General features: G+C 71.3%; 14 protein-coding genes. All 14 read left to right on the forward strand.

Annotated elements, in window-relative coordinates:
• The 14 genes from RYJ27_RS04205 to RYJ27_RS04270 all read left to right on the forward strand — a co-directional run bounded on the left by RYJ27_RS04205 (position 1) and on the right by RYJ27_RS04270 (position 12,361).
• Positions 1-426, forward strand: coding sequence for a type IV pilus modification PilV family protein (locus tag RYJ27_RS04205; protein WP_330171498.1), 426 nt, complete (start codon positions 1-3; stop codon positions 424-426).
• Positions 423-965 carry a hypothetical protein gene (locus RYJ27_RS04210; RefSeq protein WP_330171499.1) on the forward strand — a complete coding sequence of 181 codons (543 nt, stop codon included), beginning with the start codon at positions 423-425 and terminating at the stop codon, positions 963-965. The genes RYJ27_RS04205 and RYJ27_RS04210 overlap by 4 nt, the downstream gene beginning before the upstream one ends.
• On the forward strand, positions 956-2,440 hold the full coding sequence (locus RYJ27_RS04215) for a hypothetical protein (RefSeq protein ID WP_330171500.1): 1,485 nt from the start codon (positions 956-958) through the stop codon (positions 2,438-2,440). The genes RYJ27_RS04210 and RYJ27_RS04215 overlap by 10 nt, the downstream gene beginning before the upstream one ends.
• Positions 2,437-3,261, forward strand: a complete 825-nt coding sequence (locus RYJ27_RS04220) for a prepilin peptidase (protein WP_330171501.1) — start codon at positions 2,437-2,439, stop codon at positions 3,259-3,261. Before RYJ27_RS04215 ends, RYJ27_RS04220 begins: the two co-directional genes overlap by 4 nt.
• A gap of 47 nt (positions 3,262-3,308) precedes the next feature.
• Positions 3,309-4,346, forward strand: a complete 1,038-nt coding sequence (pilM, locus tag RYJ27_RS04225; protein WP_330171502.1) for a pilus assembly protein PilM — start codon at positions 3,309-3,311, stop codon at positions 4,344-4,346.
• The gene (locus RYJ27_RS04230; protein WP_330171503.1) at positions 4,343-5,044 is read left to right on the forward strand and encodes a hypothetical protein; all 702 of its coding nucleotides are present in this window, start codon (positions 4,343-4,345) and stop codon (positions 5,042-5,044) included. The genes pilM and RYJ27_RS04230 overlap by 4 nt, the downstream gene beginning before the upstream one ends.
• Positions 5,041-5,700, forward strand: coding sequence for a hypothetical protein (locus RYJ27_RS04235; protein ID WP_330171504.1), 660 nt, complete (start codon positions 5,041-5,043; stop codon positions 5,698-5,700). The genes RYJ27_RS04230 and RYJ27_RS04235 overlap by 4 nt, the downstream gene beginning before the upstream one ends.
• Before the next feature lie 11 nt (positions 5,701-5,711).
• Positions 5,712-6,872, forward strand: a complete 1,161-nt coding sequence (locus tag RYJ27_RS04240; RefSeq protein ID WP_330171505.1) for a type IV pilus twitching motility protein PilT — start codon at positions 5,712-5,714, stop codon at positions 6,870-6,872.
• Positions 6,869-8,107 (forward strand): type II secretion system F family protein, encoded by a 1,239-nt coding sequence (locus RYJ27_RS04245; RefSeq protein WP_330171506.1) that lies wholly within the window; start codon positions 6,869-6,871, stop codon positions 8,105-8,107. Before RYJ27_RS04240 ends, RYJ27_RS04245 begins: the two co-directional genes overlap by 4 nt.
• A 458-nt stretch (positions 8,108-8,565) precedes the next feature.
• Complete coding sequence (locus RYJ27_RS04250) at positions 8,566-8,997, forward strand: prepilin-type N-terminal cleavage/methylation domain-containing protein (RefSeq protein WP_330171507.1); 432 nt, start codon at positions 8,566-8,568, stop codon at positions 8,995-8,997.
• Between the two features lie 81 nt (positions 8,998-9,078).
• Positions 9,079-9,456, forward strand: a complete 378-nt coding sequence (locus RYJ27_RS04255) for a PulJ/GspJ family protein (RefSeq protein WP_330171508.1) — start codon at positions 9,079-9,081, stop codon at positions 9,454-9,456.
• Positions 9,453-9,983, forward strand: coding sequence for a type IV pilus modification PilV family protein (locus RYJ27_RS04260; protein ID WP_330171509.1), 531 nt, complete (start codon positions 9,453-9,455; stop codon positions 9,981-9,983). Before RYJ27_RS04255 ends, RYJ27_RS04260 begins: the two co-directional genes overlap by 4 nt.
• Positions 9,974-11,530, forward strand: a complete 1,557-nt coding sequence (locus RYJ27_RS04265) for a bactofilin family protein (protein WP_330171510.1) — start codon at positions 9,974-9,976, stop codon at positions 11,528-11,530. Before RYJ27_RS04260 ends, RYJ27_RS04265 begins: the two co-directional genes overlap by 10 nt.
• 3 nt (positions 11,531-11,533) lie before the next feature.
• Positions 11,534-12,361, forward strand: coding sequence for a prepilin peptidase (locus RYJ27_RS04270; RefSeq protein ID WP_330171511.1), 828 nt, complete (start codon positions 11,534-11,536; stop codon positions 12,359-12,361).
• The last annotated feature ends 7 nt before the right edge of the window (positions 12,362-12,368 follow it).

Raw genomic sequence — 12,368 nt, forward strand, 5'->3', positions numbered from 1 at the left:
ATGCCGCGCACAGGGCAGCAGGGGGGTCGCGCCGGGCGCACCGCCGACGGAGGCTTCAGCCTCGTCGAGGTCGTCGTCGCGATGCTGCTGCTCATGGTGATCTCACTGGCGGTCGCGCCGCTGCTGATCACCGTGACGGCGTCGAGCGTGCAGAACCGGGATCAGGCGGCAGCGACGGTCGTCGCCAACGCCCGCATCGCGGAACTGCGCGCCGCATTCCCCGACTCGTCCACCGCGACGAGCTGCGGCTCCGTGCTCGCGTCGACCGGGGGGATCGACGCGAGCACGGGGCTGTCCGCCGCACTGAGTTTTCCGGACGGGTGTCCGGCGCAGTACCCGGGCACCGTCCGCGTCGACGTCGTCGTGAGCGACGACGGCCAGCCGCTCGCGACGGTGCGCACCGAGATCCTGGTGAGCCGAGCATGACGCGCGTGCACAGCCGCCCCGCCGACGACGCGGGCGCCACTCTCGTCGAGCTGATCCTGTACGGGATGCTCAGCGCCGCGTTCCTCGGCATCCTGGCCGTGCTCTTCACGACGGGGCTGGGTGCGGGTGCCGCGGCCACCGAGCGCGACGAGGTGACGGGAAAGGCGCAGCTGATCGCGACGTCGGTGCAGACCAGCATCCGCAACGCCTCCGACTTCCGCGTCGACGGGAACGTGCTCCGTGCCCGTGTCGCCACGGGGGCCTCGGACTGGACCTGCGAGGCCTGGGCGCTCACTCCGGACGGCGCGCTCGTGCACCGCTCGTCGGCATCCGCCATCGCCCTGCCCGGGAGCTACGCGGGGTGGGCGGAGCTGGCGACCGGCGTGGCCGGGCGGGGACCGGGCGGTGCACCGTTCACGGCGTCGGGGCCGAGCCTGACCCTCGCGCTGACGGTCACCTCGGGCGAGGCGACGGTTCCCGTCGCGGGCGGCGCCTTCTCGCAGGCGCACCAGGACGGGACGGCGAGCGCATGCTGGTGACCCGCCGCGCGCGCCCGCGCGCCCGCGCCTCGGTCCGGCCCGACGACGCCGGGTCGACGCTCGTGTCCGTGCTCGTCGTCATGATGGTCCTGACGATCGTCGCGCTCACCGCCGCGTCGGTCGTCACCGCGACCTCCTCGTCGATCGCGGGGGTGCGGGGCGGGGTGCAGTCCGCGGCCGCCGCGGACGCCGGCATCTCCGCCGCCCTCGCCGATGCCCGGCGCACGGGGGATTTCTGCTCCCTCTCGCTCGCCTCCACCGCCCCGCGCTATGCCGTCACGAGCGCGTGCGCCGGCGGCCGGGTGACCTTCACCTCCACCGGCCACGGTGCCGACGGCGGGGCCACGACCACGCGCGCCGTCTACGCGTACACCGAGGCGCCGTCCTTCGGCGGAGCCCCCGAGCTGGTGTTCTTCAACCCCGCGGGCGACTCGGTGTACTTCACCAACCACGTCATGCCCAAGACGCAGGGGAGAGCGACGGTGCTCTTCCCCGCCGGGGGCCTCTTCGAGTGCAAGACCCAGGTGCCGGCGAACGTCTTCACGGCGGGCTCGGTCAAGGGGCAGTCCGGGTGCACGATCGAGGGCGACGTGCACGCGGGCGGCGCGAACCCGGCCGATCGCAGGTGGGCGGTCTACCTCAACAACTCCGACGTCGTGCAAGGCGACGTGTATGCGGGCGGCGCCGTCGCGATCGGCAACAACCCCTCGAGGATCGGCGGCACGCTGACGCTGCCGTCGTCGGCGAAGCTGCAGATCGCGTGGACCGATGCGGGCGCCGCGACGAGCAGCCCGAAGGTGTTCTCGGGCCAGGCGAACGGCATCCGCCGCGAGGCCGTCGCCCCGCCCGTCTTCGACCCGTGGTTCGACTACGCGTACGCGTCGGCCGATTGGCCGGGATACGACATCGTCACGGTCACCCCGGCATCCGCCCCCTACTCGTGTGCGAACATCGTCGGGAAGTTCACGACCTTCTGGTCGTCCTACATCCAGAGCCTCACGACGAACACCGTCGTCGACACGACGGCCTGCCCCGGGATCGACACGGCGCAGGGCGCGAACGCGACCGCGCAGCTGGGCGTGAACCTCGTGCTCGTCGCGAACCGCTTCACGCTCGGCAACCTCTCGCTCACGCCGAAGGCCGGCACCGACCCGCAGGCCTGGTTCGTCGTGCCCGACCCGGTGGCCGACAAGGCCCCCACGTGCACGAAGGGCCGCACGATCGAGACGGATGCCGCGATCGACGTCCGCGTGAAGACGATGGCGTACACGCCCTGCGCGCTCCGAATCGGCAATGGCGGCACGTGGACGGGCGCCATGTACGCGGGCACCCTCGACGACGGCGGCACCGTCGGCATCCACACCCACTCCCTGGCTCTGCCCGGTCAGTGGGGCAGCGGTCCGGGCGGATCGGGGTCCACCGGCGGCGGTGCGAAGACGCTCGGCGCGCTCCTCTCGCAGCGGGACATCCCGTGAGCGCCGCGCCCGCCCTCATCGCGGCATACACGGTGCTGGCCGGGGCCTTCGGTCTCGTGATCGGCTCGTTCCTCAACGTCGTCGCGTACCGCGTGCCGGCCGGGATCCCGCTGACGCGGGACAGCCGCTGCCCCGCGTGCGACGGGCCCGTCCGGGCGTGGCAGAACGTGCCGATCGCCTCCTGGCTGGCGCTGCGGGGCCGCTGCGCGGGATGCCGCGCGCCGATCTCGGCGCGGTACCCGCTCGTCGAGCTCGTCACGGCGCTCGCGTTCGCGGCGATCGCCGCGGCATCCCTCGCCTCATCGGCGCTGCCCGTCGGCGCGACGCTGATCGAGCTCGTCGCGTACCTGTACTTCGCGGCGGTGAGCGTCGTGCTGACCCTCATCGATCAGGACACCCGACGGCTGCCGAACACGATCGTGCTGCCGAGCTACCTCGTGGCGCTCGTGCTCTTCGCCGCCGCGGTCTCTGCCGGGGCCGACCCCGCCGCGCTGGTGCGGGCGGTGGTGGCGGGCCTGCTGCTGTACCTGTTCTACCTCGTGCTGCGCCTCGCGCGGCCCGACGGGATGGGCGGCGGCGACGTCAAGCTCGCGGGAGTGGTCGGCATCTACCTCGGGTGGCTCGGCTGGGGGGCCGTCGCCGTCGGGGCCTTCGCGGCGTTCGTGCTCGGCGGGGTCTTCGGGCTCGCGCTCATGACCCTGCGCCGCGCGGGAAGGCGGACGGCGATCCCGTTCGGGCCGTGGATGCTCGCGGGTGCATGGATCGGGATCTTCGCCGGCGAGGCCCTCGCCCGCGGGTACACGGGGCTCTTGTCGATATAGGGGGACCGCGGCGCATGCCGCGGCTGGGGAGAAAGAGGGGGAGTGTCATGGCGAGAACGCTGGTGGGGCTCGAGATCACACAGGAGAGCGTGCGCGCCGTCGAGGTGTCGACCGGTCGCACGCCCGTCATGCTCGCATCGGGCGAGGTGCGTCTGCCGCGGGGGGCGGCGCGGGATTCCGAGGTGCTGGATCCGGATGCCGTCGCGCTCGCGCTGCGGCAGCTGTGGAGCCGCGCGGGCATCACGGGTCGCCGTGTCGTGCTCGCGATCGGCGGCCGTCGCGTGCTCGTGCGCGAGTACACGACGCAGGCGATGCGCCCCGACCTGCTGCGGCGCGCGCTGCCCTATCAGGTGCAGGACCTGCTGCCCGTCCCCGCCGAGCAGGCGGTGCTCGACTTCTGGCCCGTCGCGGAGGGCGGAGGTCAGGTGACGGGCCTGCTGGTGGCCGCCGTCGCCGAGACCGTCGAGACGATCGTCCAGACGCTGGCGAAGGCCAAGCTCCAGGTCGTGGCCGTCGATCTGGCAGCGTTCGGCCTCGCGCGGGCCGCGCGGGAGATCGCCGGGGATCAGACCGTCGCGATGGTGCACATCGGCGATCACACGACGCAGGTCGTCATCGCGACGGGCGGTGTGCCGCATCTCGTCCGGGTGCTCCCGATCGACATGCCGACCACCGCCGTCCTGGGCGCGGCCGACGGGGTCGACCTCGACGCCGCGCTCGAGCGCATGCTCGAGACGGTGCCGGCGGGCGGGGATGCCGCGCCCTCCGTCCGGCGCGCGCCGCTGCGTCCGCAGGCTCCCGCCGCTATCGACCCGGCCGTGCTCGACCTGGTCGACCGCGTGCGGGCGACGCTGGGGTTCCACGCGCAGCGTCCCGGGGCGCCGCGGGTCTCGGCCCTGCACCTGTCGGGGGCGGGTGCCCGCATCGACGGTCTGCGCGGCGCCCTCATCGGTGCCCTCGACCTCCCCGTCTCGGAGGTCGAGGTCCCCGGAATCCTCCCGCAGCGGCCCGAGCGCCGCGCGGAGGCCGAGGCCGGGCTCGCGCTCGTCGCCCTCGCGGGCGTGCTGCGGGGAGAGACCCGATGACCGGCCAGCAGGCGGGGATCCCGACGGGCGCGGGGGCGAGCGTCACCCGCGGCATCCCCCGCGTGAACCTCATGCCGCGGGCGGAGATCGAGCGCCGCCGCCGCACCGCGCTCGTGCGCGCGTGGGGGTGGGGCCTCGTGGGGGCGCTCGCCGTCGTGCTCGCCGCCGGGGCCGCCGCCTTCACCGCGAACCTCGCGGCGCAGCAGGCGCTCGCGGCCGAGCAGGCGCGCACGACGGCGCTGCTCACCGAGCTGCAGGCGCTGTCGGAGGTGGGCAGCGCGCTCGCCGACACGACGGCGCTCGAGGCCTTCCGCGCCGAGGCCATGGCCGGCGATGTCGCGTGGGAGGGCGAGCTGACGGCGATCGCGGCCGCTCTGCCCGCCGGCACGATCGTGACCGGCTTCGATCTCACGGCCCTGCCGGGCACGCCGGCCGCGGATGCTGCGGGAGCGGATGCGGCTCAGGCGGCGGCCGTGACGGGCACGCTGACGCTGCAGAGCGCGAGCCCCGTCGATGTCGCGGAGGCGATCCGCGCCGTCCGCTCCGTGCCGGGGGTGCTCGCCGCCGACGGCCGCGACGTCAGCTCCGGGACGACCGACGGCCCGCGCCTCTACACCTCCGTGCTCGGGGTCGAGCTCGACCAGTCCGTCTACACCGGGGCGTTCGCCCCGGCCGGCACCCCGGAGGAGGGTCGATGAACGCCACGGTGCCCACCCGCGTCATCCATATCGTCGGCGCGCTGCTGGTGCTCGCCGTCGCCGTGGCGGGCATGCTCATGATCGCCCTGCCGCTCTTCGTGCAGGCGCAGGCGACGACGCAGAGCGCGTCGGATGCCGCGGCCGGCAATCTCGCCTATCAGGATCAGGTGACCGCGCTCGCCGCCGAGGACGACCGGCGCGGCGAGATCGAGACCGAGCTGGCCGCCCTCCGTGAGGCGATCCCCGCCTCCGCCGACCTCGACGACGTCTTCGAGCGCATCGCCGCGTCGGCGGGCGAGACGGGCGTCACGCTCGTCAGCGCGAGCGCAGGCGAGCCGGAGGCGTGGACCGCGCGCCCGGCGGACGTGTCGGGGGAGTCCGCGCAGGCGACCGCCGACGGGGCCGGGTCGACCGGGGAGACGGATGCCGCGGCATCCGCCCCCGAATCGCCAGCACCCGCCGCTGACGCGTCGCGGCAGCAGGTGGGGCTCACGATCGTCGTCGAGACCGAAGACCCGCTGCGCGCCGCGCGCTTCCTCGACGCCGTGACGGCGGGACCGCGTCTGGTCGCCGTCGTGCAGACGGCCCTGTCCGACTCGGGCGGGGCCGCGCAACTGACCGTATCGGCGACGACGTTCGTCGCGCCCGGGGACTGAGGGGGATCGCCATGGACGAGAGAATCGACGCGAGCCCGCTGGAGCGGCTGCTCCGGCGCGCGGTGCGAGCCGCGGCATCCGACGTGCACCTGACGGCGGGGCAGCCGCCCCTCATCCGGGTGGCGGGGGATCTCGCCGCCCTGCCCGGATACGCCGATCCGCTGCCCGCGGAAGAGGTGGAGCTGCTGATCACCGGGATCCTCACGCCCGCCCAGCACGACGACTTCTACGCCCACGGCGAGGTCGACCTGTCGTACACGGCGCCCGGGATCGGGCGGTTCCGCGTCAACGTGTTCCGGCAGCTGGGCGAGATCGCGGCGGCGCTGCGACTCGTGCCCGGGCGCGTCTACGGCCTCGACGAGCTCGGGGTGCCGCCCATCGTGCGCGACCTCGCGCTGCGTCCGCGCGGTCTCGTGCTCGTGACGGGCCCGACGGGGTCGGGCAAGTCGACGACGCTGACGGCGATGGTCGACATCATCAACCGCACCCGTCCGGCGCACGTGGTCACGATCGAGGACCCGATCGAGTTCGTGCACCGCAGCCGGCGCTCGCTCATCCATCAGCGGGAGATCGGCGCCGACACCGGCTCGTTCGGCGAGGCGCTGCGGCGCGTGCTGCGGCAGGACCCCGACGTGATCCTCATCGGCGAGCTGCGCGACACCGAGTCGATCCAGGCGGCGCTCTCGGCCGCCGAGACGGGACACCTCGTGCTGTCGACCCTGCACACGCAGGGGGCGGCGAAATCCATCAACAGGATCGTCGATGCGTTCGACTCCTCGCGGCAGCAGCAGGTGCGCGCGCAGCTGGGCGACACGCTGCAGGGGATCCTCAGCCAGACGCTCGTGCCGCGCGCGCAGGACCCGGGGCTGACCGTCGCGACCGAGGTGCTCGTGAACACGCCCGCCGTGGCGAACCTGATCCGCGAGGGGCAGGTCGCGCAGCTGCACTCGGCGATGCAGGCGGGGCAGTCGCTCGGCATGCACACGCTCGATCAGGATCTGGCACGGCTCGTCGGCCGAGGCGAGGTGGCGAGGCACGTCGCGCGGGCGACGGCGAACGATCCCGCGGCCCTCGACGGCGTGCACGTGCACCCGGCCGACCTCGACGCCGAGGCGTGGTCGCTGCGCGCGGGCGACGTGCGCGAGCTCGAACGGTGGGGGAGCAGGTCGTGACAGCTGTTCAGGAGTACACGTATCGCGCCCTCGACAACGACGGCGGGGCACTCGTGAAGGGCACCCTCGAGGCCGCCAGCACGCAGGCGGTGGCGGCGAAACTGCGAGCGCAGGGCCTGACCGCCCTCGACGTCGAGCCCGTGCGCACCGGCGGTCTGCATCGCGAGATCACCCTGCCAGGCCTCCGCCGACGCGTCGGGGTGCGGGCGCTCGCCGTGTTCTCCGCCCAGCTCTCGGGGCTCGTCGGGGCGGGGCTGCCGCTGCTGCGCGCCCTGCAGATCATGACCGAGCAGACCGAGGACCGCGCGCTGCGCACCGCGCTCGTGCGGGTGCACGACGACGTGCAGGGCGGCCTGTCGCTCTCGGCGGCGTTCGCGCGAGAGCCCGAGGCCTTCCCGCCCCTGCTCGTTAACCTCGTGAGGGTGGGGGAGAGCGGCGGGTTCCTCGGGCGATCCCTCGCGTCGGTCGCGAAGACCTACGCCGACGAGGCAGAACTGCGCGACAAGATCCGCTCCGCGACGACCTACCCCGTCATCGTGCTCACGATCGCGCTGCTGGCCCTGCTGGGGATGGTGGCCTTCATCGTGCCGATCTTCGAGGGGATGTTCGAGGGCATGGGGGGGGATCTGCCGCTCCCGACGCGCGTGCTCGTAACGGCGAGCGACAACATGTTCTGGATCCTCCCCGTGCTCGGCGTGCTCGCGGTCGCGGCCGCGGTCTGGTGGGTGCGCGCGAAGGACACCGACCGCGTACGGGCCGTCATCGACCCGGCGAAGCTGCGTCTGCCGGTCTTCGGGTCGCTCGCCACCAAGATCGCGGTCGCGCGGTTCAGCCGCAGTCTCGCGTTGATGCTGGATGCCGGGGTGCCGCTCCTGCAGGCGCTCTCGGTCGTGGGCGGGGCCTCGAACAACCGCGTCGTCGCCCGCGCCGTCACGGACATCCAGGAGTCGGTGCGGCAGGGGCGCTCGTTCGCCGCGCCGCTCGCGGCCTCCGGGATCTTTCCGCCGATGGTCGCTCAGATGGTGTCTGTCGGCGAGGAGTCCGGCACGCTCGCCGAGATGCTCGGCAGCGTCGCCGACCTGTACGAGCGGGAGGTGGCGACCGCGACCGCGCAGCTCGCCTCGACGATCGAGCCGATCCTCATCGTGGTGATCGGCGCGCTCATCGGCGGCATGGTCGTCTCGCTCTACCTGCCGATCTTCGGCATTTACGACCAGCTCGGCGCCGTCGGCTGAGCTTCAGGGTTCGGCGCCCCGTAGCCCCTCCCTCTTGCGCGGGGCGTCGAACATCCCGCCCCCGGATCCGTCGGGGTCCGGGGGCGCGGGAGTACCCGAAAAGATGAGAACCGTCTGGCAACAGATGAGAGCTATCTCATATATGTGTAACAACCTTGTTTCGCGCGTGGGGCGAATGTGACTGGTGTTGCATATGGGGAAAATGCGGTTTCACCGGGGTTTCTGTCGTCGACGTTTAGACTGCGCACCCCGTCGTTCACCCCGCGGCCATTCCATTCCGTATGTGACATCGAAACCGTAACTTGACTCAAAGATGAGAAGTCCCTAATGATTCCCTCCGAGAGCACATCCGTTTCGGCGGGTGGCCCTCCGACCCTCGAGACGCGACGATCGTCCCCGCGAACGCCGCCGACCGAGGGTTCGATCTCTTATTCGGGCAATCAAGGGGAGTACTCAGCATGCGTTCTTTCGTTCGCACCTACATCCAGGCGGAGCGCAAGCGCCGCGAAGAATCCGGCGAGAAGGGCTTCTCGCTCATCGAGCTCATCGTCGTCGTCGTGATCCTCGGCGTCCTCGCCGCCGTCGCGATCCCGGTCTTCCTCAACATCCAGCAGGAGGCGGAGCGCAACGCGATCAGCTCGGTCGCCGCGAACGCCGCAAGCCAGGCATCGGCCACCCTTGCGCAGGATTCCACGGACGTTCCCGTGGCGGCCGACTTCGCGAACCTTTCGGACGCGGGTACGTACACGATCGAACCGCAGGGAACGATCGTTGACCTGGATGACATCTGTATCCGTGCAACCAAGGATGGCCAGTGGGCACAATCCGGCCCCGGCTGCACGGCTCCGCTGACGAGCTGGGCCACGACCACCACGCCCACCACGCCCTAGCCCGCAACCCGTCCTGATGCGCGGGGCCCGGGCCGACAGGCCCGGCCCCGCGCATCCGTCCCTCCGACGGAGAGGCCCCAGATGCGTAAGCACGACACGAACGCCGAGGGTTTCACGATCGTCGAGGTGATCGTCGCGATGTTCCTCCTCGCGGTCGTGGCGGTCGCCATCCTGCCGGCGCTGTGGCAGGGCGTGAGGCTCTCGTCGCAGCAGTCCGCCGTGGCGACCGCGACGCGGGAGTTGAACGCCCTCGTCGAACAGGCGCGCGAGAACCCCACGTGTGAGCAACTCTTCGCGGTGGCAGAGACGAACACCGTCTCAGGCGCCGGCCGCACCTTCAACACGTCCGGAACGGTGGGCGCGTGTGCAGCAGGTGAGGCGGTGCGCATCGAGCTGCAAGCGGTGGCGCCTTCGGGCTCGACCCTCACGACGGTGACCGCCATCGTCTACGTTCCATGACCGAGCACGGCGCAGCATCCGACGATGCGGGCATCACCCTCATCGAGGTGATCCTCTACGTGCTTCTGTCCAGCCTCATCCTGATCGCGGTCTCTATGATCCTCATCACCTCCCTCAACACCCAGCGCGATGTCGCGGGTGTGACCGAGGCGACCTCCCGCGGGCAGGGGATGGGCGCCGTCATCGAGCGCGCGCTGCACAACGGTCTGGCCTTCGACGTGTCGGCGGACGGCACGCAGCTGCGGGTGCGCACGTCGCTGGAGGGCAACCTGGAGTGCCAGGCCTTCCTCCTCACTGACGGGCAGGCGCGGATGACGCAGTCGGCGTCAGCGATTCCCAGTGATCCGTCTACCTGGTCGAACTGGGAGCAGAACGTCCTGCCGGACGGTGCCGCCCCCTATTTCGACGCCACTGGCTCGAGCGTGTCGTACTCGTTCACGATCGCGACCGACTCGGCGCCGGTGCGGATCTCGGGCCAGGCGGCGGTTCGCGCCGTCGCCACGGGGGTGACCGCACCGTGCTGGTGATCGGCGACCTTCTCGGACGCACGCGTCGTACCCGTCCAGACGATGACGGGGCCGTGCTCGTCACGGTGCTCGTGGTGATGCTGGTCGGTTTCATCGTGGCGAGCGCGGTCGCCGCATCCACGATCTTCGCCATCCAGACCAACGCGGGCAACCGCAGCAACACGCAGGCGTTCATCGCGGCCGAGTCCGGGCGCGACGTCGCTGCGGCGGCCATCGCTGCCGGGTGCGGGGCGACGACGTTCTCCGGCACCGATCCCACATACTCGAGCACGGTCTACGTCACCGAGGGCGACCAGCCTGAGTCCGCGGCGAGCGCGGGCGTTTCGGAAGGCTGCCCGACGGAAGAGACCCGGTACGTCGTGATCCGCTCGGCTGGTACGGGCCCTGATGGCTCTACGGCCACGCTCGATGCTGTGTACCCGTGGCAGGTGACCTCCAATGTAGTCACCGGGAGCATGACCTACGTCGCCGGCGATTTCAACGTCAGTATGGGTAACTACACCGGTGACCTCGTGCTGCGCCGCGGTGACTGGGGCTGCAATACCGACGGCACCTTGAACGGCGATCTTTACGTGCTCGAGGGCAGCGTGTCGCTGAGCAACGACTGCACCATCAACGGAAACGTGTGGTCGGAGGGTGACGTGACGAGCAACAGCAAGACCGTCACGATTAACGGCCATATCACCACGAACGGCGGGGTGCAGATTTCGGCGAACGGCGGAGCGGCCATCGACGGCTCCATCACCGCCAAGGGTGCCGTCGCCCTGACGAACCAGGGATCCGCGGATGCGCAGGTCACCGGTGACATCACGAGCGGTGGCACGATCACGGCCGAGAGCCGGTGGACGGTTTCCGGCGCGCAGACGCCGGAGAGTATCTCCGACCCGGTCTTCGAGCCGTCCCTCGACTGGCTACGGTCGGCGAGTCGCTGGATCGATCTCGACAACACGGACTGGGGCCAGCCCTACACGGAGACGGACGTGTGCAGCCTGAGCAACGCCTCGATCGCCTCCCTCGTTTCCATCGACGGTGAACCGCTTGTGCTCGATTTCACGACCTGCGGCGCGGGCACGGTCGATGTCGACCTCAGCAGCGTCATCGTCGGGAGGGACGTCGTGATGATCGCCGCGCCCAGTGCGAAACTGAATGCGAGCGTCAGCGGTCTCTCTGACGACGGTGACGCGCATCAAGTTGTCTTCGTGCACTCCGACGCGTCGCGGGCTTTCGTCGACGGCGAGCCGGAGCCGAGTTGCGCCAGCAATCAAAAGGACAGCTTCAGCGTCGAGGGGCCGGTCGGCTCGGATCTGCGCATCATGATCTATACGCCGTGCGGCCTGACCGGCACCGAAAGCTCGACCTTCGCGGGTCAGTATTACACCAACCAGGATTCGATCAAGCTGCACGCCGGGGCCTCCTTCGAGTGCAAGTCCATGTCGTGGCCCCCCGCATTCGGCACGCTCGGTTGCACGATCGAGGGCCCGGAGGGCATCACCGAAACCGTGATCACCCAACGGCTCGGCAGCCTCGTGTACCAAACGGAGCGGTAACCGATGACGGCATTCATCGTCTTCATCCTCGCCTTCGCGGGGCTCTTCGGCCTGGTCATCGGCTCGTTCCTCAACGTCGTCGCCTACCGCGTGCCCGCCGGCATCCCCCTCACCCGTGAGAGCCGCTGCCCTCGATGCGAAGCACCGGTGCGCCCGTGGCAGAACGTGCCGGTGCTATCGTGGCTGGCCCTGCGGGGCCGGTGCGCGTCGTGCCGCACGCCGATCTCGGCGCGGTACCCGCTCGTCGAGGCGATGACCGGCGTCGCCTTCGTCGCCGTCACGTGGCTGGCGCTGTACGCCGCTCCCGCGCCGGCCAGCGGCCCGGCGCCCGGCGCGCTCGTCCTCGCCGCCTATCTGTGGTTCGCCGCCGCGAGCGTCGTGCTGACCCTCACCGACCTCGACCGCCAGCTGCTGCCGCGCGCGATCGTGCTGCCGAGCGCGGTCGCCGTGCTGGCGCTGTTCACCTCCGCCTGGTTCGCCGGCGCGCCGGTCGAGAACCTGCTGCGCGCGCTCGCGGGCGGTGTCATCCTCTACGTCATCTACGCGCTGCTGCGTGTCATCCGCCCCGACGGCATGGGCGGCGGAGACGTGCGCCTCGCCGGACTCGTGGGCGTCTGCCTTGGCTGGATCGGATGGGGCGCCCTCGCGGTCGGCGGGTTCGCCGCGTTCGCGCTCGGCGGTGTCGTCGGCCTCGCCCTGGTCGCGATCAAGCGGGCGGGTCGGCGCACCGCCATCCCGTTCGGCCCGTGGATGCTGGCGGGCGCGTGGGTGGGCATCGTTGCGGGCGAGCAGATCGCCCGCGCGTACATCGACTGGGCGATTCCCGCCTGAGCGGGAA

It is taken from the genome of Microbacterium limosum, from assembly GCF_036324365.1.
In the GTDB taxonomy this organism is placed as follows: domain Bacteria; phylum Actinomycetota; class Actinomycetes; order Actinomycetales; family Microbacteriaceae; genus Microbacterium; species Microbacterium limosum.

Excerpts from the sequence above, each read along its gene's own strand:
- RYJ27_RS04205 (WP_330171498.1), top strand. The coding sequence starts at position 1 with ATGCCGCGCACAGGGCAGCAGGGGGGTCGCGCCGGGCGCACCGCCGAC.
- RYJ27_RS04210 (WP_330171499.1), top strand. The coding sequence starts at position 423 with ATGACGCGCGTGCACAGCCGCCCCGCCGACGACGCGGGCGCCACTCTC.
- RYJ27_RS04215 (WP_330171500.1), top strand. The coding sequence starts at position 956 with ATGCTGGTGACCCGCCGCGCGCGCCCGCGCGCCCGCGCCTCGGTCCGG.
- pilM (WP_330171502.1), top strand. The coding sequence starts at position 3,309 with ATGGCGAGAACGCTGGTGGGGCTCGAGATCACACAGGAGAGCGTGCGC.
- RYJ27_RS04230 (WP_330171503.1), top strand. The coding sequence starts at position 4,343 with ATGACCGGCCAGCAGGCGGGGATCCCGACGGGCGCGGGGGCGAGCGTC.
- RYJ27_RS04235 (WP_330171504.1), top strand. The coding sequence starts at position 5,041 with ATGAACGCCACGGTGCCCACCCGCGTCATCCATATCGTCGGCGCGCTG.
- RYJ27_RS04240 (WP_330171505.1), top strand. The coding sequence starts at position 5,712 with ATGGACGAGAGAATCGACGCGAGCCCGCTGGAGCGGCTGCTCCGGCGC.
- RYJ27_RS04250 (WP_330171507.1), top strand. The coding sequence starts at position 8,566 with ATGCGTTCTTTCGTTCGCACCTACATCCAGGCGGAGCGCAAGCGCCGC.
- RYJ27_RS04255 (WP_330171508.1), top strand. The coding sequence starts at position 9,079 with ATGCGTAAGCACGACACGAACGCCGAGGGTTTCACGATCGTCGAGGTG.
- RYJ27_RS04260 (WP_330171509.1), top strand. The coding sequence starts at position 9,453 with ATGACCGAGCACGGCGCAGCATCCGACGATGCGGGCATCACCCTCATC.
- RYJ27_RS04270 (WP_330171511.1), top strand. The coding sequence starts at position 11,534 with ATGACGGCATTCATCGTCTTCATCCTCGCCTTCGCGGGGCTCTTCGGC.